This is a genomic window from Rhizobium sp. EC-SD404 (genome assembly GCF_902498825.1).
In the GTDB taxonomy this organism is placed as follows: Bacteria; Pseudomonadota; Alphaproteobacteria; order Rhizobiales; family Rhizobiaceae; genus Georhizobium.
The window spans coordinates 3,256,236-3,278,241 of the sequence record NZ_LR701459.1; the positions used below are offsets into that span (position 1 = coordinate 3,256,236).

Consider the following 22,006-nt stretch of genomic DNA (forward strand, 5'->3'; position numbering starts at 1 on the left):
GCACCCAAGTCGGACGCGCGGCAAGTGTGGATCAGAATTCCTGGACGGTCGGGCGCAGGACAATCTCGTTGATGTCGACATCAGCCGGTTGGCCGATGGCATAGGCGATGGCGCGTGCCACGCTTTCTGCGGGGATTGCCTGCTTGTAGAAATCCTTCACGAACTCGGAACTCGCCGCGTGGCTTGATCCGAACTTCAGTTCCGAATCGACCGCACCCGGCTCGATCGTCGTCGTGCGGATACCGCCGCCGGCTTCTACGCGAAGCCCTTCACTAATGGCGCGGACGGCATATTTCGTCCCGGAATAGACGCTGCCGCCAGGCGCGAACACCTTGATGCCGGCGACCGAGGCGATGTTGACGAAATGGCCGGAGCCCTGTTTGCGGAAGATCGGAAGCGCGGCGGCGATGCCGTAAAGCACGCCCTTCACGTTGATGTCGATCATGGCCTCCCACTCGTCGACCTTGCCTTCGTCCAGCGGAGCGATCGCCATCAGTCCCGCATTGTTGACGAGCACGTCGACGCGGCCGAACACCTGCTGCGCGTGGCTGACGAGCGCCTCGACATCTGCGCGCTGCGTGACGTCCGTCTCCACGAATTCGACCTCAGCGCCTGCCGCGCGCAGATCCGTCGCGATTGCTTCGAGCCGATCTTTGCGGCGGGCCCCGAGAACGAGCTTCGCCCCTTCGGTCGCGAGATGGCGCGCGGTGGCTTCGCCGAGCCCGCTGCTGGCTCCCGTAATGATGACAACCTTGCCCTTGATCTCTGACATGTCCGTATCCTTGTTGATGCTCGCCCGTTATGGCGGCCTGTGGGACTGCATAGATAATGGCGCCCTTTGCCTCTAGAACGCCTGATAGTGCCAGTTACTTGCCTGATTCTGCTTTCTGTGATTAGGAAGCCGCATGACCATTCATCAGCACTTCGCCCCGGAAGACGCCGTCCTGAGCGCGATCGCCGCCCATGCCGAAGCGCAGCCCGCGGGGCTTGCCGCAACCGGCATACCGGGTGTTCGGCTTTTCTGGGCCCATGCGCCCGGTGCGGCATCGCCACTTCTATATGACCGCGGGATCGTGGTTATTTTCCAGGGCCGCAAAATCGGCTTTCTGGGCGATCGCCGGTTCGTCTACGATCGCGACAATTATCTCGCGCTGACGATGCCGGTCCCGTTCGCCTGCGCAACGGAAGCGAGCATGCGTGAGCCGCTTTGCGGCCTCTTCCTCGATGTCAGCCGCGAGGATCTGGCAATGATCCTGCCGCTGATCGAGGACGAACCGTCGGTCCAGGCACGTCGCGCATCGAGTGCGGTCACGCCTGTCCCGTGCGACGAGCCGATGCGAAGCGCTTCATTACGCCTTCTGGAGTCGCTCACCGATCCGGTCGCAAAGCGGCTCTTCGGGGAGTCGCTGAGGCGCGAGGTAATCCTCGCTGCCTTGCGAGGCCCGATGGGAGGTGCGCTGGCCGGCCTCATGGAACGTCAAAGCGACGACCGGCCGCTCGACCCTGCCATCGATCTCATGCGGACAAACCTCGCCGCGCCACACAGGATCGAGGATCTCGCGGAAGCCTGCGGCATGAGCGTGTCGGCGTTTCACCGGGCGTTTCGTGCACGCACGGACCAGACGCCGCTTCAATATCTCAAGCGCCTTCGCCTGCATGTGGCGCGGCGCATGATCGCGTTCGAAAACGTTCAGGTCAGCATTGCGGCGCATCGCGTCGGCTACGAGAGCGCCTCGCAGTTCAGCCGAGAGTACAAACGCCTTTTCCGCGAAGTCCCGGCAGCCGCACGCCATCGGGCCGTGGTCGACCCGGTAGCGTACGCCGACCCCTATCAGGACACCGTGATGGCCTGAGCGACGGGGACTATTCCCACTCGATCGTGCCGGGGGGCTTCGACGTGATGTCGTAGACGACGCGGTTGATGCCTTTGACCTCGTTGATGATGCGGGTCGCGGCGCGGCCGAGGAAGTCCATGTCGTAGTGGTAGAAATCGGCGGTCATGCCGTCGACCGAGGTGACGGCGCGCAGTGCGCAGACGAACTCGTAGGTCCGGCCGTCACCCATGACGCCCACGGTCTGGACCGGGAGGAGCACGGCGAAGGCCTGCCAGATGGCGTCGTAGAGTCCTGCCTTGCGGATTTCGTCGAGATAGATTGCGTCGGCTTCGCGCAGGATCTCCAGCTTTTCGCGCGTGATGCCACCCGGGCAACGGATCGCAAGCCCGGGGCCCGGAAAGGGATGGCGGCCGATGAAGCTGTCCGGCAGACCCAGTTCCTTGCCGAGCACGCGGACCTCGTCCTTGAACAGCTCGCGCAGCGGCTCGACGAGCTTCATGTTCATGCGCTCGGGCAGACCGCCGACATTGTGGTGGGACTTGATGGTGACCGAAGGACCGCCCGTGAAGGAGACGCTTTCGATAACGTCCGGATAGAGCGTTCCCTGCGCGAGGAAATCGGCGCCGCCGAGCTTGCCTGCTTCTTCTTCGAAGATCTCGATGAAGAGGCGCCCGATCGTCTTGCGCTTGGTTTCCGGGTCGCTTTCGCCTTCCAGCGCGCCGATGAAACGGTCCGATGCGTCGACGAGGATCAGCGACAGATTGTAGTGCTCGCGGAACATCGCAACCACTTCCGCCGCCTCGTTCTTGCGCATGAGGCCATGGTCGACAAGGATGCAGGTGAGTTGGTCGCCGACCGCTTCGTGGATGAGCAATGCGGCAACGGAGCTGTCGACGCCGCCCGAAAGCGCGCAGATCACCTTGCCATCGCCCACCTGGTCTCGGATCGTCTGCACGGCCTGCTCGTGATAGGCCGCCATGGTCCAGTCGCCGGCAAGACCGGCGATCTTGTGTACAAAGTTGGAGAGAAGCTTGGCGCCGTCTGGTGTATGGATCACCTCCGGGTGGAATTGCACGGCATAGAAGCGCCGCTTCTCGTCGGCAATCGCCGCAAAGGGCGCGCCGGTGGAGGTGCCGATCACCTCGAAGCCTTCGGGAAGAGCCGTCACCCGGTCGCCATGGCTCATCCACACCTGGTGGCGGCTGCCGACTTCCCAGATACCGTCGAACAGTGCGCTCTCCTGGCGAATATCCAGGAAGGCGCGTCCGAATTCGCGGTGATGGCCGCCCTCGACGGCGCCGCCGAGCTGGGCGCACATCAGCTGCTCGCCGTAGCAGATGCCGAGCACGGGCAGCCCGCTTTCGAAGATCACCTGGGGCGCACGGGGGCTGCCGATATCGGTCGTCGATGCCGGGCCGCCGGACAGGATGACAGCTTTCGGCGAAAGCCTGTGAAACGCGTCTTCGGCGGCCTGGAACGGCACGATTTCCGAGTAGACGCCGGCTTCGCGCACGCGTCTGGCGATGAGCTGCGTGACCTGACTGCCGAAATCGACAATGAGGACGGTGTCGGGGTGGGCGGCGATGGATTGTGTCATGGCGAGGCTCTAGTCAAAACGCGAAGCCGTTGCAACGGCGTTCAAAGGTTTGCCGACGCTTTTGAACCTATGCCGGTCAACGCTCCGGCTTCGAGCGCCTCCGCAAGGAGATCGACCGACGCTGCGAGCTTCTCGTCGATGACATGCAGGTACTCGGTCCAGTTGTCGACATGGGTCAGTTCGGCCGCGCCGTCCGAAATACCTCGCAGCACGATCAGCGGGACGGCGAACATGCGACAAGCACGGGCGATGGCATAGCTTTCCATGTCGACCATGTCGGCGTCGATCGCATCATATGCGGCGCCCGAGACGATGTTCGCGCCGGTGGACAGGCGCGCCGTCTCGATGCCCGGCACGCGGTGCGGGAGTGCGATTTCGGCGGGCTCGCCGAGAAACGGTGTGACGCCTTTGGCGAAACCGAGCGGCGATGCGTCCATGTCGCGATAGGAAACGCTTGTCGCCTGGTAGATGCCGGTCTGCTCCAGGACGCGCGAGCCTGCAGAGCCCAGGGAGACAACGAGATCGGGCACCCGGCCGGCAGCCGTGCAGTTGGCGAGCGTTGCGCCCATCACCACGCCGGCTTCGACCGGGCCGACGCCCGTCATGAGCGGCTCAAAGCGCAGTTGCAGATGACGGCCATACTCCGCAGACGCAGCCATGACGAAAAGCACGGAATGGCCGGCCATGCGGCTCATCGCTACTGGAGAAGTGCGTACGCCCGGAGCCGACGTCATCGACTGCGTCCCATTCATCCGGACAGCCCGTCCCGGCCCTGCACGACCATCATCGTGCCGGTCATCGAGGCGATCAGCTTGGGTGGTTCGGCGCCACCGATCGCATAGGCCCGGCCATCGGAGACGATGATCGTGGAACCGGGCTTGGTGACTTCGCCGCGAAAGATGAAACGCTCGCCGCGCCCGGGTGACAGGAGATTGATCTTGAATTCGATGGTCAGCACGGCCGCGTCGGCCGGCATGATCGAATAGGCCGCGTAGCCGCAGGCGGAGTCCAGCGCAGTTGAGATGATGCCTGCATGGAGAAACCCGTGCTGCTGCGTCAGCTTCTCGTCGAACGGCACTTCGATCTCGATCGTGCCGTGCTCCACCGTGATGAGCTCGGCGCCGATCGTCATCATCGCCTTCTGGCGGGCGAAGCTGTCGCGCACGCGGGTTTTGAAATCGGGATTGATCTGTTCGGCGTTCATGGCCGAAACCTCTCTTTTCGCATCTGCGAAATAAGCATGCGGCGTGTGGCCCGGCAAGGGGCGCAATTTCGTCGCGGCGGCTTCAGTGCTCTAAGCGTTAAGACGCCATATCTCGAAATTGAGCGCCGTCGCGAAGCCGACCCATGCGGCGTAAGGAACGAAGAAGAGGCTCGATAGCCGATCGCGCCGCCAGGTGAGCGCGATGAACACGAGGATCGAAAGCAGAAGCGGAACGATCACCACGAGCGCAAGGTCGGGGCGCTGCGCCGTGAAGAACACCGGCGTCCAGGCGAAGTTGAGTGCCATCTGCACGAACCAGACGATCATGGCCGCCGATCCCGCACCGCGCGCCCAAGTGCGCGCGCCGGCGATGCCGATCAGAACGTAAAGCGCGCTCCAGACAGGGCCGAACACCCAGTTCGGCGGATTGAACGGCGGTTTGGCCAAGCTTTCGTACCACTCCCCGGGCGCATTGGAGAGGCCGATGAGAATGCCGCCGCCGAGCGAGAGCGCGACGAACAGGACGAGCAGGCGAAGGTTACGCATGGAAGGCCTTGTGGTGGATCAGAAAATGACATGGCGCAACGCGCCAGGCTTTCCAGAGTTGCGAACCGCTCAGGACATTCGGCGCATGACGGAGACGAAGAAGCCGTCCGTTGCCGTGGTCGCCGGGGTGAGTGTCACCATTCCGTTCTCGGGATCCGCATGGGCAGGAAGCGCTTTTCCGAACGTGCTTTCCCAACGCGCCGCAATCTCGACCGGCTGAAATTCCGGATGGCGCTCACGGAAACGGGCGACCTGCCCTGCATTCTCCGACGGCAGCAGCGAACACGTTACGTAGACGAGCTCGCCGCCGGGCTTCACGAAGCGGTGGGCAGCCTCAAGCACGGTTTCCTGCTCCGCCATCCTCTGCGCCAGCGTTTCAGGCGTGAGGCGCCACTTCGTATCGGGCCGGCGGCGCCAGGTCCCCGTTCCTGTGCAGGGAGCGTCGATGAGCACACGGTCGCAACGCCCTTCGAGTGACTCCAGCTGCGTTGCCTGGTCATGCACCTGCACGTTGCGAGTCCCGGCGCGCTTCAGCCGCTCCACGATGGGCGCAAGCCGGTGGCGATCGGCGTCATAGGCGTGGATCTGCCCCTTGTTGCCCATGAGCGCGGCGAGCGCCAAGGTCTTGCCGCCGCCCCCGGCGCAATAATCGAGCACCTGGCCACCGCCCGCTCCGGTCAGCAACGCGGCGATCTGGCTGCCTTCATCCTGCACCTCGAACCAGCCTTTCGCGAAGGAAAGCTCGGCCGTTACGTTCGGGTGGCGTCCCGATCCCTCGACAGGCGCGACGCGGATGCCGTCGGGGGCGATTTCGGTCGGTACGGCACCCGTGCGCGCAAGCGCCTTCAGCACCTTGTCGCGGTTCGCCTTCAGCCTGTTGACGCGCAGATCGAGCGGCGGACGTCCATTCAGCCCTTTGGCCTCGGTGATCCAGTGCTCGCCAAACGCCGCTTCGAATTCGCTCTGCAGCCATTCCGGCAGATCGGCCTGCACATGCGGCGGCGCCTCGCTGAGATCGCGCGCTGCGAACGTCTCGAACACATCAGAACCCGGTGCGGCGGGTGCGAAAGTGTCGCCCTCGAGTTCCGCCGTCAGGCCTTCCACCGTGTAACCCCATTGGCGCAAAAGCACGGCAAAGCCCAGCGCTGCCGGTTCCTCGCTTTGCATCAGCCATTGATGGCTGAGCTTCAGCCTGAGCGCGTCATAGACGATGTTGCCGATCGCGGCGCGATCACCGGAACCCGCAAATCTATGCGACAGGCCCCAGTCCTTGAGCGCTTCGGCAACAGGACGGTGGCGCGTCTCGATATCGGATAGAATGTCGATGGCTGCCGAGAGCCTTCCACCAAGTCGCATGGCAAGGTCCTTCGCGGGAACTGAGAAGTCGGTCGCGCTTGCAGGCGACCGTCAGGCGATCGCCAGCCGATAGGCGAAATAAACCCAGAGCAGACCGTTGATGAAGAAGCCGACGATGAAGGCCGCGCGGCGCTGCATCAGGGCATTCGTCGTCACATGAATGGCCGCATGCACGATGCGGCTGATGACGAAGGCCCATGCGAGCACCAGGACGACGATGTTGACCGCCGAGATCAGGTAGAACGCGAAGCAGACGAAGATGAACAGCATCGGCAGTTCGAACTGGTTCACCAGGCTGCGGATCGCCGTTGCGCTCTGTGCGGGCTCGTTGATCGGAACCAGGAATTCCTTCGCCTGCACCTCGCCACGCTTCACGGCGCCGACGCGTCGCTGCGATGTGATGAGGTAGATCACGTAAATGAGCGCGACCTGGACGATGACGGGCCAGAAGATGGAAATCGAATTCATCGCTCAGTTCCCGCCGCCAGGATAATTCGGGCTTTCGCGCGTGATCGTCACGTCGTGGGCATGGCTCTCGCGCAGACCCGCGTTCGAAATGCGCACGAAGGTCGCCCGGTCGTGGAACTGCTGGAGATCGGCAGCACCGACGTAGCCCATGGCGGCGCGCAGGCCGCCGGCCAGCTGGTGAAGGACGCCGGAGACCGGGCCCTTGTACGGAACCTGCCCCTCGATGCCTTCCGGAACGAGCTTCAGCGTATCGCGCACTTCCGCCTGGAAGTAGCGGTCGGCCGAGCCGCGCGCCATGGCGCCGACCGAGCCCATGCCCCGGTAGGCTTTGAAGGAGCGGCCCTGGTGGAGATAGACTTCGCCGGGGCTCTCGTCCGTGCCAGCAAGCAGCGAACCGATCATCACGGCATCCGCGCCGGCTGCCATCGCCTTGGCGAGGTCGCCGGAGTATTTGATGCCGCCATCGGCGATGACGGGGATGCCCGCGCTGCGCGCGACGTCCACCGCATTCATGATCGCCGAAAGCTGTGGCACGCCAACGCCGGCCACGATGCGTGTTGTGCAGATCGAGCCCGGGCCGATGCCGACTTTGATGGCGTCGGCGCCTGCATCCATCAGCGCCTTTGTGCCGTCGCCCGTAGCCACGTTGCCGGCCATGACCCGCACAGAGTTGGAGAGCAGCTTGACCCGCGCGACCGCATCCAGAACGCGCTGCGAATGACCGTGTGCCGTATCGACGACGATCAGGTCGACGCCGGCATCGATCAGGCGCTCGGCACGTTCGAAGCCGTCATCGCCGACGCTGGTCGCGGCGGCAACGCGCAGCCGCCCTTGCGCATCCTTCGAGGCGTTCGGGTTAAGCTGCGACATTTCGATGTCCTTGACGGTGATGAGGCCGACGCAATTGCGATCGGCATCGACCACCAGCAGCTTTTCAATTCGGTGATGGTGCAAAAGCCGCTTGGCTTCGTCCTGGCTGACGCTTTCCTGAACCGTGATCAGGTTATCCTTCGTCATCAGTTCGTGGATCTTCTGCGCCGGATCGGAGGCGAAGCGCACGTCGCGGTTGGTGAGGATGCCTACCAGCTTGCCCGTGGTCTGGCCGCCATTGCCGGCGCTTTCGACTACTGGAATGCCCGAAATCCCATGCGCCTTCATCAGGGCCTGGGCATCGCCGAGCGTCGCGTCCGGCCCGATCGTGACCGGATTTACGACCATGCCGCTTTCGAACTTCTTGACCTGTCGGACCTGTTCGGCCTGCTCGATCGGCGAAAGATTGCGGTGGATGACGCCGATGCCGCCGGACTGCGCCATGGCGATCGCCAGGCGCCATTCGGTGACCGTGTCCATGGCCGAGGAAAGAATCGGAAGGTTGAGCTCGATGCCGTCGGCAATGCGCGTGGCGATCGTCGTTTGCCCCGGCATGACCTCCGAATGTCCGGGCTGCAACAGCACGTCGTCGAATGTCAGCGCCATGGCGCCGGTTGAGGAATCAATGATCTTCGCCATGGCCAACCTTCGTCTCTGATATGAACCATCCCGCTTCGCCGAGCGAAACGGGATGTGATCGTTCAATCCTCAGAGTGAGTTCGCTTTTCTTGGAAAGGCTCAATCACTCTGAAATTTTGATGTGTCGCGTTTCCGGACGGTGAACCGGCATCCACTTCACCTGGAAACGCTTTATGATTGGCGAGGGCTGGTACCATGGCCTGCCGCCAATGAAAAGACATGGACCGTCGCGTGCGACGATCAGGCGTCGACGTCGAACTGATAGCTCTTCGGCACGAAGCGGTAGCCGGTATCGAGCTTCTCGACGAAACCCACACCCGGGAAAGGCATGTGGTAGCCGATAAAGGCCGTGCGATCGGTCGCCAACATGTCGAACACCCGCTTGCGGGTCTCGGCAGCAGCCGCCTTGTCCATGTCGTAGACGACCTCCCAGTCCGGGCGCTGCAGCGATAGGACGAAATGGTTGGCGGTATCGGCGGTGAGCACGACGCGCTGGTCGTCCGATTCGATCATGTAGATCATGTGGCCGGGCGTGTGCCCGAAGGCGGCCATGCCGGTCACGCCGGAGACGACTTCGTCGCCATCGCCGATGAACGTCATCTGTTCGGCAAGCGGTGCGACGCGGCTCAACACTGCGCCGTGGTTGCCCTCGGCGGGCGTTCCGGCGCGGGCGTCATCCGTCCAGAAATCGAATTCCTGCTGGCCGGTCACGTACCGGGCATTGGCAAAGGTCGGCGCTCCGCCTTCCATCAGGCCGTTGATGTGATCGCCATGGAGATGGGTAAGCACGACGATGGTCACGTCTTCCGGCTGGTATCCCGACGCGCGCAGCGAAGCGAGCATCTGGCCGGCGCCCGCTTCGCGCGCGGCCTCGCCATTGCCGGTGTCGAACAGCACGAGGTCGGATCCGGTCTGGATCAGCGTCGGCGTGAACGTGTTGCGCATCCGCGCGGCCGGCAGGAAATTCTCTTCCAGAAGTGCTGCAACGTCTTCCTGTGGCTGGTTTGCGCCAAAGATCGTATGCGGATCGTCGCTGATCCGACCACCGTCGCTAAGCGTCGTGATCTCGAAGCTGCCAAGCTGGAAGCGATTGAACTGTCCCATCGCGTCGTCCTGCGTCGTTGTTTCTGTCTGCGCGAACGCCGCCCGCGTCATGATCTGGGGCGCAGCCAAGCCGGCGGCGACGAGCCCTGCGGCTTTAAACACATCGCGACGCGAAGCGCCAAGCACCGATTTCTGACGGAGTGTCATGCAAATCTCCCGGGATTTTTGATGGTCAGGGCCTCGACCGCCCCGACGCGTTTCATGGCAAATGTCGACAGCGGCTAAACTGGCACAGCAAGCCGGGATGACAATTGCCGAGACTCCCCATGGTACCTCACCTCACGGCATCGTGAGGATCAAGCTTCTTCCGCGTCCTCGGTGATTTCCTCTTCCACGCGGCCCTTGAAGCCCTTGGCCAGCACGAACATCTCGACCGATTCCTGCCTGGACGACGGCGGCTTGATGTGGATGACGCTGCGGAAATTCTTTTTCAGCATCGTCAGCAGATCGTGGCCGGTGCCACCTTGAAAAGTCTTTGCCAGAAAATGCCCGCCGGGCCGCAGGACATCGACCGCGAAATGGGCGGCAGCCTCACTGAGATGCATGGTGCGCAGATGGTCCGTTCGCTTGTGGCCTGTCGTCGGCGCAGCCATGTCGGAAATCACGACATCCGGCTGGCCGCCGCAGGCCTCGACCAGTTTGGCAGGCGCGTCATCATCCAGGAAATCCATCAGCAGGATGTGCACGCCGGGGATCGTGTCCATCTCCAGGAAGTCGATGGCAGCGACGCGTGGCGAATCGTCCAGCGACCCGGTCACCTTGGCGGCGATCTGCGACCAGCCACCCGGTGCGGCCCCCAGATCGATGATGCGATGGGCGCCCTTCAGGATCTTGTGCTTCTCGTCGATCTCCAGAAGCTTGTAGGCCGCGCGCGAGCGATAGCCTTCGAGCTGCGCCCGTTGCACATAGGGATCGTTGATGTGCCGCTCGATCCATCGCCGCGACGATGCCTTGAGCTTGCCCTTCTTGACCTTCTGGCCGAGCTTGCGCCCGCTCTTAATCGGCCCCGTCAACTCGTGCCCTCCCCGCCCTTGCGGCCTTGTTCGCTGCGCCCATCGAAGCGCGATCGGTTTCGGTCGGTGGCCGGAAAGCGCGACCGGCGCCGCCGCCAGACGCCATCGGCCGCCATCATGTCGGTCAGCAGTCCTTCACGCAGGCCGCGATCGGCCACGCGCAGGCGTTCGGCCGGCCAACGGCGGCGAATGCCCTGCAGGATCGCGCAACCCGCCAATACCAGATCGGCGCGGTCGGCGCCTATGCAGGGGTTCGCCGAACGCTGGTCGAAATCCCAGGAGAGGATCCGGTCGAGCATGCGATCGACCTCTTCGCTGGTCAGCCAAAGTCCGTCCACGCGCCGTCGGTCGTAGCGCGGCAAGCCGAGATGGACGCCGGCGAGCGTCGTCACCGTCCCCGACGTGCCGATCAGGTGGAAATTGCCGCCGGCGCCACCGCCCATGCCCGGAAGGTCGGGCGCCAGGAAGGACGACAGCATGACCTCCACGTCGGCGACCATTGCTTCGAACGTGTCCGGCGTTACGTCGCGGCCGCCGAAGCGTTCCGACAAGGTGACGACGCCCACCGGCAACGATGTCCATGCGCGAATGTGGTTGGCCAGCCGGCCGGACCTCTCACGCGGCAGATCGATCACCGCGATCTCGGACGACCCGCCGCCGATGTCGAAGAGCACGACCGAATCCGTTCCCTGCTCGACGAGCGACGAGCAGCCGGACACGGCAAGCCGCGCTTCGGTCTCGCGGTCGACGATTTCGAGTTCGAGACCCGTCTCGCGCTGGACCCGCTGCAGAAACTCAGCGCCGTTCTCGGCCGCGCGGCAGGCTTCCGTTGCAATCAGGCGCGCCTTGCGGATGGGTTTATCGGCCAGTTTCGAAGCGCAGACCTTCAGGGCATCCACGGCCCGGTCCATGGCCCGGTCCGAAAGGCGGCCCGATGCGGCCAGGCCCTCGCCAAGCCGCACGATGCGCGAGAAGGCATCGACCACGCGGAACTGGCCCGGCCGGGTCGGCGAGGCGACCAGGAGGCGGCAATTGTTCGTTCCAAGATCGAGCGCAGCATAGAGCGGTGCCGCGGCCGCGTTGCGCCGCTCGTCGGCGTCGGCTTTCGCAGAGGCCGCCATGGTGTCGTTTCCGATGGCATGCGCCGCGGCCAAGGAACGCTCAGCGACGCTAGCGTCAACAGGCCGGGCTGCGATGTTCGCGGTAGAACCAGTCCTGCCATTTGCGTCGGCCACGACGGAAGCGACGACTCCCCCGACACATCCCCCGGAGCGCATCGTCTTGGCGCGCTTGGCGCGTTGACGGCGTTTGCGTGATTTCGAGCGCGTTGCACCGGGATGATGGTCTCCAGGCCTATGATCGCCCGGGCGGTGATCCCCGCCGCGCTGCTCCTTTCCGGCGCGCGAGGCAGCGTCCGCTCGGCCCTCGCCGGTATCGAGCACCTGACCATCGGATGACCCATCGGCGATCGGGCCCCGGTTCTCCGTGTGATGCCCGGCATCGCGTTCTGATCGCTGTGCTGAAATCAACACGGCATTGCCGCCATTGGCTGATTCGGCATGGCTCGATTGCGTGTGGGCGGTCGCAGTTCCGCCTTTGCGGCGCCGCCGGCGGCGCCTCTTGCCGTCCTTGGCGCGGGCGGCGTCGCCGAGCGTATCGGCAGCGATCGTATCCGGGCGCGTTTCGCCGTCCAGGCGCGAGGCCTGGCCGGACGCTAGAGCATCACCTGTCGGCGCCTGGCCAGCCGATGCCGAACCAGTCGGGCCGCGATCGGAACGGCCGCTCTTTGAGCGGTTTTTTCCGGTTCGGCTGGACGGTTGGCCGGTTGGCGCATGGCGTTTTCCGCGATCCTCGTCTGGCGCCCCTCTTGCCGGCACATCGGTGCCGCTTTCGGGGTTCTTCACGTCAGTTCCTGTCGGCGCGTCGCGGGCGGCAGCAGGAATGCGCCACCGCGAAAAGCGCTCGTCTGTCATCGTTGGGCAAAGCCTATCAGCCGGAACGCATTTGACAAAATGCTTTTTGACCCCTCCCCGGCGCACCGCCTCCATCAATGGCCTGGCAGAGCTTGGTCACAACGCATTAGACCAGCGCGACCCGTCCACGGGCACCGCCGCCGAACCGTCCGCCCGAATTCTGCCAGGAGGCTTCCAACAGGGTCTTGATCGACAGGTCGAATATGCTACAACGCGGCCTCGAAACAGCGGCAGACGGCCTTACCGAGCCGACCTTCACACGATTGCAACCGGTGTTTCGAAAGCGCTCGCGCTTCCTCGGCTTTGGGGAATAGGTTAACGGTAGACCCACGGACTCTGACTCCGTTAGTCCTGGTTCGAATCCAGGTTCCCCAGCCAACGTCCCGTTTTCGTTCATTTTTATCCCGCTTCGACGATCCTCAACCGCCGCTTGAGCCTGCGGCCCAAGACTGAGGCCCGTCACTGATGCCCAAAACCGGTCTGCACAGCAAAGCTGTGCATGCAAGCAAATCGGGGTCTGCAACGCTCTTAAGCGGCAGAACCGTGCGACATCGCGTTGAAAATTTGACCCGCCGCGGCAATGTCTTTTATTGGAGAGCTCGCGTTCCAAGCGCATTCAGGCGCATCGGACTCGGCCAGCGATTGTCGATGAGCCTGTTGGTCTCAGATCATCAAAAAGCCGGACTTATGGCCCGCCGCCTGAATACGTTGCTCGCGACACTTGCCCAGACGCCGGATGCCATGACCACGACCAAGGAAAAACTTGCAGCCTTTTGCCAAGCGGAACGGGATCGCATGGCCGAGTACCTGGATGACGCGGCGATGGTTGCTCGCCGGTCAGGCCGAGTTCGAGATAGCGACGACATCGCACATGATGTCGTCGCTGGCTGGTCATTTCGACTGATGGAGCATTTCGGCTTTAGGCACGACCTCACATTTGAGGACGATTGCCCTGCCCTCAATTATCTGAAGGCGGAAGGGATCGCGCACAAAGGTGTCATCGACGAGATAAAGGCCAATTTCAATAGCGATCGTCGTGGATACCAAGCCAAAGCGTTTGATCGGGAAATGTCGGCGGCGCTGAACAGCCATCAAATCGAAGACACGGCTCCGAACCGCGAACGTGCCAAGGTCGCCTATCTCAAGGGCCGCGCCGACGCGTTGATGGACTTCGCGTCACGATACGCCCTGCCGCACGAAAGCCCCGCCGATCTCATCAAGCGCGCTTTGGATTCATTTGAGGAGACCCCATCGCTTGGGCGTTTCGGTGACAACGCCGCTCTCGCCTGTGGTCCCGAGGTTGACGGAAACTCGTCGGGATCAGAGCCCGACGCCGGGCAGATCGAAAGGGTGACTGGACCGATCGACGCTGTCGCAGCGACCGACCCAACGCCCGCAATTGTTGGCGACGACAGACCGGCAATTGGCGTGGGTGAAGAGACTGGATCACAGAGCCCAGTGAGCCATGGAGAGACGGCCGCAACCGCACCAGTCCCGTTCGTGGACACCGCGCCGGAGGATGAGTGGGACCCATCGTTCTTCGAGGATACAACCAGTGATCTTCGTCTCGACGGCGCAGAACACAGGGAGTCCGCTCTGCCGATTGCCGAGTTCGACGGCTTCGTTGAGAAGATTATTGCCAATCGACGCGAGCACTGGACCAAAGAGACCGCCGCCGACTTCCGTGCGGCTGTCAATCTCTTCTCCTCAATCCTCGTGGAGCATAGCGTTGCCGATAGTGGAGAGATCAGGCAACGACATCTTGGCGCTTACAGAGATCACCTCAACTCAATCCCGATTCACTGGGGTAAGAGCCCGCGCATGAAGCAGATGTCCGCTCCTGACCTGCGTCAGGAAGGTGCCATCCTAATTCGCAAAGCCGAGGAGAAAAGTGCGGCGGAAGCCGGCACAAAAAAGCTCGTGGGCCTGCACGCAAACACCATCCGCAAGCATTTTGGCAACATTAAGCACTTGCTTGAGGGGCTTCACGGCTATGGATATCGGCTGACCAAGATGACCTTCCGAGGTCTTCGTCCTCCAAAGCCGAAGAAGGGAGAGAATCGGTTCAAGACGGTCAAGGTCAGAGCAGATGATCTTATTCCGATCTTTCAGTCGCCACTTTACACCGGATGCAGCGCTTACATGGGCGACGCCCGTGTAACGGCGGGGCCGCTGGTCTTCCATGACAGCATGTACTGGCTGCCGATGCTCTACATTTATCTCGGCGCGCGTCGCAGCGAACTGGCGTATCTCATGACGGACGATATCGAACATGATCCGACAGATGGCTGGATCATGCATATCCGCCCGAACAAATACCGCGGACTGAAGAACACTCAAACGCATCGGGCCATGCCTCTGCCGGATGAGGTCATCCGGCTCGGGTTCCTCGACTATCGTGCCGCCATCGTGCAGACCGGCTCTGACCTGCTGTTCCCCGATCTGCGCAGCGCGTCCATGACCAACAATCAGGGTGATGCATTTTACAAGGATTTCCAGGCTTTTCTGGCCGTAACGCTTGATGAGCACCGATGGGATCGAGCAATCCATGCCCTGCGGCATGGCTTTGCCAACATGCTAAAACAGTCGGGCGTGTCGACCGAGCAGATTGATGAACTGTCTGGACGAATGGGTGACACCGAGACGTCGACCCGTTACACGGCCCCACAAGAAATTCAGCTGCAGCGGAAACTTCTCGCCAACTTGCCGAATGTGACGGCTCACCTTGACCCTATGCCAGTGCGGCTTGCCCCTTGGGTTGAAGACGGTTCAGTAAGGCCGCGGATTGGGCGCGTTCCCAGAAAGATGGACGCCGCCATTTAGATCGATCTCCCGGGAATGCAACCATCAGACAGTTAAGGGTGACGGTGACGGTGACGGATGGAGCCTCTATCGGAGGGTGTCATCACTATAAATACCGCTCTCGAACGAAGCACAATGGTCAGTGTGGCAGTGAAGCGAGAGCCTGGAAATCAATCAAACCTCGATTCGCTCCAACAAGATCTTCGTGCTGTTAACCATTCGGGCAAGAGAATATGCAGAAGAGCGTTATCGCCTTGATTTTTCAGATCTATCGCATAATCTAAATGTCTCTCATCGTGAGAGACGGCCTCCGCCCGTGCTTGCAACACGGACGAAGGCCTGACCCGCCAACCTCCGTAGAAGGTCCAACAGGCTATGAACATCACTATCCAGATTTCCCCGTCCTGCCTAGAACTGAGAACGAGCACCCACAACCGTGTGGGTTCGCCGATAGCGCCGCTGCGTCGCCTAACTTGCGCGACCTCGGCATAGCCAGTCGTCCGCTTTAGACCCGGCCGCAACTGTTCCTTCACCTCAGTTCATTTTCTGCATCCCGTCGCCCAGGTTGCTGATCAGTCGCATCGCCTCTTCCAGCGCTTCCCCTGCGCCGGAGCTGACGCAGCTTGACTTGCACTTGCCTTGCGTCTGATGCGCCAATTCCCAGGATGGAATTCATCATGTCATTATCCAATGGCGTGCGCCTTGCCGCGTCCGCAAACCAAGCTTCCTTTTCAACGCCGTCATCGACCGTGTCGTCACATACAATCGACCCACAGCATCAACTGGTCGTCGACGATGCCATTCGGCAGCTTCGATCCTGCTATTCCGCGAGCGGCGATGCGCACTGGCAGTCGGCTGGCCTCATCGCCTTGGCCGCGCAAGTCGCGGCAGCTGAAGGACGGATGCTCGAACAGCTTCTCCGCGAGAAGGTATCCTCTGAAGCTCGGTTCAAAGTGCTCGATAGCGGCATTGATCTACCCGTGCTCGACGACGCCGAGCGGATGCTGGCGCTGAACGAGTGGTCCTCGTTGTCGAGCTTGGCTGTGGACCCAGATCGACGCGCGACGCGTCATTATCGTCCCGACCTGATCGTCATCGAGAGAGCGACCAGCCGCGCGATCATTGTCGACGTCAAACGGTCTCTCTCGTCTTACTCCGGCAAAAGGCAGCTCAATCAATTGAAGAACAGGATGTTGGCCGCAGCGTTGGTCGCGCCGCAGATCCTCTACACCGAACACCAGCGAACCATGGTGACCCGTACCGAGATCGCCATCCTTGATCTGGCTGACAGTCGCTCTTCGTACGGGGACGGCATTTTTGGTCTCTGTCATTTGGATGCTTTGCTCGGCATGCCAGGCCTCGCGGCTGATCTGCAGCAATGCCGCGTTGTCTATCGTGCGGCGGTCGACGCGCTTTTAAGAGAGATTGCTGTCGGCACTTTCAGCCTGTTGCAGTTTGGGCAGAGGATCGGTTCAGATTTGGCCTCCGGCGACGCCACATTCACCGATGTGGATGACGAAGACGATCCTGGTGACGGCAAGGCCCGAATATCATCACGCCGTCGGGCCGCGACCATGGCCCCGGTCGGTCTCGCGCGACTGCACCCAGTCAGCGTCAGCGACTGAGGCGCAGGGGCTCGCCCCCTGCCCTCCGCTAATCATCCTCTCATCATCCTTTGAACTGCGCCGCGCCCCGAGCGAGCAGCGGCAGCAGCGGAGTTTTGTCATGCCAAAATCTATCAACCATCCTGTCAGAACAGCCTCCGGAGACGGGTCCGATGAACGCCATTCCCATCCCGTTCGGCAAGCCTCTTCTCGGTCATCCACTGGATCGCCGTGCCCACGTGGCGAATCTGGCGATCAGGTCGTCAGGCAAGCGTATCCCGCAGCTCTGAATGCGCCTTGCATTTCTGAGCTGTCAGATTCAGCCGTACTCATCGGACTCGCGATGCAATTTGCACGGATGGGCAATTTCCGCCCAGGTTTTGTTCCCAATGTCATCCTGATGCAGTTGGGGCAATGCGGGCTGGCGGGCGACCGTGCAGCACTTCTCGTCCTCAGGCACATTTACAGCCGTGCGCTTCTGCACATCACCGGTCCAGATGGACGCATCCGGCTCAAGCCGACCACCAACAGTGCGATCGGAGGTGCAGCATGAAAGTTTACGGAACGTTTCCTCGACGCATCACCGAGCAGTCGCAACGGCAAGAGCACAAGAGCTTCATGAGCCTTGCGCGATTCCTGCGCCGCGCCATGATCGTCCGCGCCCTTCGCAATGAAGCGGCTTTCCGCTCCGGCCAACCGGGAAGGTTCATCCTGCTCGTGCCGCCGACCTTTGAGCCCAAAGCACTGGCCAGCTCTGCGAGGCGGGTGCTGTCTGAATGCAAGGCCGATTTAAAGGACCTCTATGAGTATGATGTCGACCCGGTGGATACAGAGACGTCGTCTATTTGGCTTGAGGATCTGCCCGTCCGGCTGATGGAGATGCCGAGGTATCTGCTGCTGACGCATAGCCTCGATTTTATCCCCCACAGGTGCCGTCTTGGTTTTGATGCTGTCCTCCAAATGCATCCTCCGACGCCCGCTCACTGGCGGGCGGCGCTGAAAGTCTGTCTCGGTCTTACCGCGACAAATTCAGAAATCGACCACATCTCACGCCTGCCGATCGATCTCGTCGCGCTTGCCACGGGTCGGCGTGGATCAGTCAGCGAGATCATCGATGAGGTCGAAGCGGCCATCGCGGAGGACGATGCGAAAGAGGCTCGGTCAAAGGAACCCAGAGCATCATCACGGCAGCCACGCTCGATGACGCTTCAGGAACTCTCTGGCTACGGCCCCGCGCAGACATGGGGCCTCGACCTCGCATCGGACCTGGCGGCCTGGAAAGCCGGAGAGCTCGCTTGGGCTGATGTCGATCGAGGCGTGCTTTTGTGCGGACCACCAGGAACAGGCAAAACGACCTTTGCCGCGGCATTGGCAAAGAGCTGCGAAGCCCATCTCGTCGCGGCGTCCGTGGCTCGGTGGCAAGCGACCGGGCATTTGGGCGACCTTCTGAAAGCAATGCGCAAAGACTTTGCGGAAGCCCGCAAGAACGCGCCCAGCATTCTGTTCATCGACGAGTTTGACTCGATCGGTGATCGAGCTCGGTTCAGTGATCATCACGCGAGTTACTCGATTCAGGTCGTCAATGGTCTGTTGGAGTGCATCGATGGGCTCGACGATCGCGAGGGCGTCATCATCGTCGGAGCCTGCAACCAGTCCGAGGGGATCGACCCGGCACTTCTGCGCTCCGGACGGCTAGATCGGCAGATCGACATCCCGCTCCCTGATGAGACTGCGAGACGAGGGATTTTGCGTGTTCATCAGCCAGATGCCTTGGCCGATGACGTCGTCGAGAAGATCGCGTCCGTGACCGATGGCTGGTCGGGGGCTGACCTTGAAGCGCTCTGTCGCCGAGCAAGGAGGCGCGCGCGCAAAAAGCGCCGGGCCGTGATGCTGGATGACTTCATGGCGGAGCTTCCCGAAGAGATCGCGGTGCCTGACGATCTCGTTGAGGTCATGGCAATCCATGAAGCCGGACATGCCGTGGTAGCGTCTGCACTCGGACGCGGCGTCGAGTTGATTGAGATCAACCGCACCATCAGTCGCGAACATGCTGGGCTAGGCGGCCATGTTACAATTCAGCAGCAGCCGCTGAAGCGACGATCGCGTACAAGTTACATGGAAGAGGTCACCATTCTGATGGCGGGCATCGCTGCGGAGACTGTGGTTTATGGCGAGCATGCCGACGGCGCGGGAGCCGTGCCCGGCAGCGATTTGCATCGGGCGACCGATCTCGCAACGATGATGGAAGCGTGTCTGGGATTTGGGCCATCTTTGGTCTTCCATGACGCACAAGACGCGTTCTCTTTGGATAGACTTCGTCGCTCCGATCTCAAACTCAAAGAGCGCGTGGATGCCGTCCTGAAGACCAGCCTGAAGACCGCAACAGATTTGATCGCTGGTGATCGGCAGTCCGTGGAGTCGATCGCAAGGCATCTGATCCGCCGTGGATCGATGCAAGGTCATGAAGTGAGGCCACTCATCATCGGCAACGGAAGGCCGGAAACCGAAGGGCGGCGATTAAAGCTGTAAACGCGCCATGATTGAGACCCGAGGAGTAAGGCATCGACAGCAGATCACAGCTCTTTGGTTGCTCCTCGCCGCCCTGTCCATAGGCAGCGCCTTGAGATTTTTGATTCATGGATGAACGGCGTTTACAGGCCCGGCAAAGTCGACCGCAAGAATGCGAAATGTTGACATGAAGGCACAACCGACCTTTGCCGAGGGGCCTTTATCCGACACGTCGGTCCCTGCCCGATGCCTCTACTAACGCGAAGGCTTGTCCCACACAGCATGGCTATGAAGGCGTTTCGATTTGGGTGCGGGGCAGGATCAGTTGAGGTGATGTCTCCGCACATCTTCTCAATGCGTGCTTCGGCGATTCAAAGATCGATATCCGCGATTCTCTTTGCGACAAATCCGATTCATACGCGAACGGCGTTTGCTCATGCCCCGGCATTGACGTGCGGCGGGAAGCTGCCCGAAGGAAGCCAAGCAAGTCCGTTCGGACGAAGGGCATGTGTATCCGTTCGTTCGTCTGGATGGTCAGTTTCGCCCAACATCCAACCGACATGCCCGAGCCAGGACGTCAGTGACGGGATACCGGCTGTTGCAGCTCCCGACAGCGATGATTCACAACGTGACTTTGGTGATTCTTCGATGAACGCCGTTTACAGGCTGACCGACGGATTCGCCTAACGGCGTCGGTGTTGACATCACGGCCGAATATTCACCTCCTGAGGATCACGGCTCTTGGGACCGAAAGCCATTTTTGGTCGCTCGCGGCCTGAGCCGACCGACGACAGCAGCTCGCTCAGGCTTTCTCGCCGGAAGGCATTTCGATTTGCGGGCACATTCAGACACATCGATCTGATTTTTTACGATTTGTATTGCTGTCGATATTTTTGATTCCAGCTTCGACAAAACCGATTCACGGAATGGACGCCGTTTGCTGTGAGTGGCTGTTGCAGCACCGCGAGGGTCCTTCACGGTTTCCGGCAAGCGCAGTCCCTGATCCAAATCGATGGCCCTCGGCATTGCGCCGATGGAATTTTCGACACACCATTTTTGCAGGGGCATCCCGCCCCTCGTGCTTGCCAATGATAAACCCACTCATCCTGATCGCGACCGCTTTCAGCTCCCACCACTGCCGAACCGCACGTGCCTGCCATGATCGGCGCACTCCAATTTCCGTCTGCCCCCATGTCAACATTGGCAAGGGTGGACTGCCCACATGACGAGAACTCCTGGAACACGGCCGAACGGCACTCGCCAAGCCGTATTTCGGTGACTGTTTGCTAATGAAACGAAGCAAAAAGTACTGATACCTCGATGGCAGATTGACGATTCTGAGCTCCTGCGCCTTCTTTCGAGGATATGGCCCTGCCAGACGACCCATCTTCAGCGCCTGCCACACCTTCGAAAGGGATGGTCGAGACCGACGTTTTCTGTTGACGCGCATAAGCTTCCCGCTGGGCTGTGCTTTGGTTGGATTAGAAATGCCTCAACTGAGTAAGGAGGCAAAGTGCGTCGCTCAGCCAAAGCTTTTTTTAACCAAGCCTCGGTGGCAGCTAAGCGCCCAATCGTAATCAGGGGCCTTGATCAACAGCCGACCAGTTCGTCGTAGATCGTCTTCGGGTCGAGATGCTCTGCCTTATTGGTTCCTGGCCAAATACTGCGGCCTTCGTTGCCGGGAGAAACTGCCGGCAGGCCAGGTCGAGTTGGCCGCAAATCAGTATGTCGCGCCGTGAGATCGCCGACAATTTGGGCATGATGCGGATCGTCAGCCGTGCCGGATCTCAGCTGAAATGCGGGGTCTGATCGAGGCGCACCGGACGAGCCGTATTGTTATCAAGGACCTCTGCCGGTTGTGCTAGCTTATCGTCATGCACTGATAGCCTGCGTTTTTTGATCCAGCGCAAAATTTATCGTACCGTAGCAACTACCAAACAGCACGATTGGCCTCCTAAGCGTCTCCCTCGGAGAATAGAATGCCGGACACTTCCAGGCGCCCCTTCCATCTTTCAATATCGAGCGTTGCCATTCTGTGGCTGGGGCTGCTGCTCGGCGTCTCCTTCATCGCCACGCCGGCCAAGTTCGCCGCGCCGACCCTGACCCTGCCTGTGGCGCTTGATGTCGGGCGAGTGACCTTCTCCCTGTTCTCCAAAATCGAATGGGTGATGGCCGCGCTTCTCTTGCTCAACGTCTTTATCGCAAAGCCTTCAAAAACGATCGCAGGCGCAACCTTGATCGCCGGCCTGATCGTGCTCTTCCAGGCGCTCTATTTGCTGCCTATGCTCGATGAGCGCATGACAGCAGCTATCGCTGGATCGCCGCAGCCGTCGAGCGTGCACCACGCGATCTATGTCTGGCTCGAAGCCACCAAAGCGCTGCTTCTGGCTACGATCGCGGCCATGGCTATCTTGGGAGCGATCAGACAACCCGCAGATCCATCAGCTTCGTACCGCAGCCGGGTGACAGCATGAACGTGACGGACCG

17 protein-coding genes and 1 tRNA gene are annotated in these 22,006 nt (G+C 61.3%); 7 read left to right on the plus strand and 11 right to left on the minus strand.

Features of this window, described 5'->3' with window-relative positions:
- Positions 1–31 precede the first annotated feature (31 nt).
- Positions 32–772 carry an SDR family oxidoreductase gene (locus GC125_RS16540; RefSeq protein WP_151986655.1) on the minus strand — a complete coding sequence of 247 codons (741 nt, stop codon included), beginning with the start codon at positions 770–772 and terminating at the stop codon, positions 32–34.
- A gap of 133 nt (positions 773–905) precedes the next feature.
- On the opposite strand from GC125_RS16540, the gene GC125_RS16545 reads away from it, so the two are divergent.
- Entirely contained in the window at positions 906–1,853 is a 948-nt protein-coding gene (locus GC125_RS16545) for an AraC family transcriptional regulator (RefSeq protein ID WP_151986656.1), read from the plus strand.
- A 10-nt stretch (positions 1,854–1,863) separates the two neighbouring features.
- Here GC125_RS16545 and guaA read toward each other — a convergent pair whose 3' ends face one another.
- The 10 genes from guaA to GC125_RS16595 all read right to left on the minus strand — a co-directional run bounded on the left by guaA (position 1,864) and on the right by GC125_RS16595 (position 12,605).
- Positions 1,864–3,432, minus strand: coding sequence for a glutamine-hydrolyzing GMP synthase (gene guaA, locus GC125_RS16550; protein ID WP_151986657.1), 1,569 nt, complete (start codon positions 3,430–3,432; stop codon positions 1,864–1,866).
- A gap of 41 nt (positions 3,433–3,473) precedes the next feature.
- The gene (locus tag GC125_RS16555) at positions 3,474–4,166 is read right to left on the minus strand and encodes a 5'-methylthioadenosine/S-adenosylhomocysteine nucleosidase (protein ID WP_151986658.1); all 693 of its coding nucleotides are present in this window, start codon (positions 4,164–4,166) and stop codon (positions 3,474–3,476) included.
- Positions 4,167–4,180: 14 nt separating this feature from the next.
- The gene (locus GC125_RS16560) at positions 4,181–4,636 is read right to left on the minus strand and encodes a PaaI family thioesterase (RefSeq protein WP_151986659.1); all 456 of its coding nucleotides are present in this window, start codon (positions 4,634–4,636) and stop codon (positions 4,181–4,183) included.
- 90 nt (positions 4,637–4,726) lie between these two features.
- Positions 4,727–5,182 (minus strand): TspO/MBR family protein, encoded by a 456-nt coding sequence (locus GC125_RS16565; protein WP_151986660.1) that lies wholly within the window; start codon positions 5,180–5,182, stop codon positions 4,727–4,729.
- Between the two features lie 69 nt (positions 5,183–5,251).
- Positions 5,252–6,538 (minus strand): RsmB/NOP family class I SAM-dependent RNA methyltransferase, encoded by a 1,287-nt coding sequence (locus GC125_RS16570; protein WP_151986661.1) that lies wholly within the window; start codon positions 6,536–6,538, stop codon positions 5,252–5,254.
- A 51-nt stretch (positions 6,539–6,589) separates the two neighbouring features.
- Positions 6,590–7,006, minus strand: coding sequence for an MAPEG family protein (locus GC125_RS16575; protein ID WP_151986662.1), 417 nt, complete (start codon positions 7,004–7,006; stop codon positions 6,590–6,592).
- A 3-nt stretch (positions 7,007–7,009) separates the two neighbouring features.
- The gene (gene guaB, locus GC125_RS16580; protein ID WP_151986663.1) at positions 7,010–8,515 is read right to left on the minus strand and encodes an IMP dehydrogenase; all 1,506 of its coding nucleotides are present in this window, start codon (positions 8,513–8,515) and stop codon (positions 7,010–7,012) included.
- Between the two features lie 240 nt (positions 8,516–8,755).
- Entirely contained in the window at positions 8,756–9,766 is a 1,011-nt protein-coding gene (locus GC125_RS16585) for an MBL fold metallo-hydrolase (protein ID WP_151986664.1), read from the minus strand.
- Positions 9,767–9,915: 149 nt separating this feature from the next.
- Entirely contained in the window at positions 9,916–10,632 is a 717-nt protein-coding gene (locus GC125_RS16590; protein ID WP_151986665.1) for an RlmE family RNA methyltransferase, read from the minus strand.
- A complete protein-coding gene (locus tag GC125_RS16595) occupies positions 10,629–12,605 on the minus strand; it encodes a Ppx/GppA phosphatase family protein (RefSeq protein ID WP_151986666.1) in 1,977 nt (658 codons plus the stop codon). The genes GC125_RS16590 and GC125_RS16595 overlap by 4 nt, the downstream gene beginning before the upstream one ends.
- 304 nt (positions 12,606–12,909) lie before the next feature.
- On the opposite strand from GC125_RS16595, the gene GC125_RS16600 reads away from it, so the two are divergent.
- The 6 genes from GC125_RS16600 to GC125_RS16620 all read left to right on the plus strand — a co-directional run bounded on the left by GC125_RS16600 (position 12,910) and on the right by GC125_RS16620 (position 21,993).
- Positions 12,910–12,983 (plus strand) — tRNA-Gln (locus GC125_RS16600).
- A gap of 270 nt (positions 12,984–13,253) precedes the next feature.
- Entirely contained in the window at positions 13,254–15,428 is a 2,175-nt protein-coding gene (locus tag GC125_RS20085) for a tyrosine-type recombinase/integrase (protein ID WP_199864620.1), read from the plus strand.
- A 644-nt stretch (positions 15,429–16,072) separates the two neighbouring features.
- Positions 16,073–17,032 carry a hypothetical protein gene (locus GC125_RS16610; protein WP_151986667.1) on the plus strand — a complete coding sequence of 320 codons (960 nt, stop codon included), beginning with the start codon at positions 16,073–16,075 and terminating at the stop codon, positions 17,030–17,032.
- Between the two features lie 322 nt (positions 17,033–17,354).
- Positions 17,355–17,564, plus strand: coding sequence for a hypothetical protein (locus GC125_RS20090; RefSeq protein WP_199864621.1), 210 nt, complete (start codon positions 17,355–17,357; stop codon positions 17,562–17,564).
- Positions 17,561–19,540 (plus strand): AAA family ATPase, encoded by a 1,980-nt coding sequence (locus GC125_RS16615; RefSeq protein WP_199864622.1) that lies wholly within the window; start codon positions 17,561–17,563, stop codon positions 19,538–19,540. Before GC125_RS20090 ends, GC125_RS16615 begins: the two co-directional genes overlap by 4 nt.
- A 1,958-nt stretch (positions 19,541–21,498) precedes the next feature.
- Positions 21,499–21,993: a hypothetical protein gene (locus GC125_RS16620; RefSeq protein WP_286165546.1), complete on the plus strand. Its 495-nt coding sequence runs from the start codon at positions 21,499–21,501 to the stop codon at positions 21,991–21,993.
- Positions 21,994–22,006: the final 13 nt, after the last annotated feature.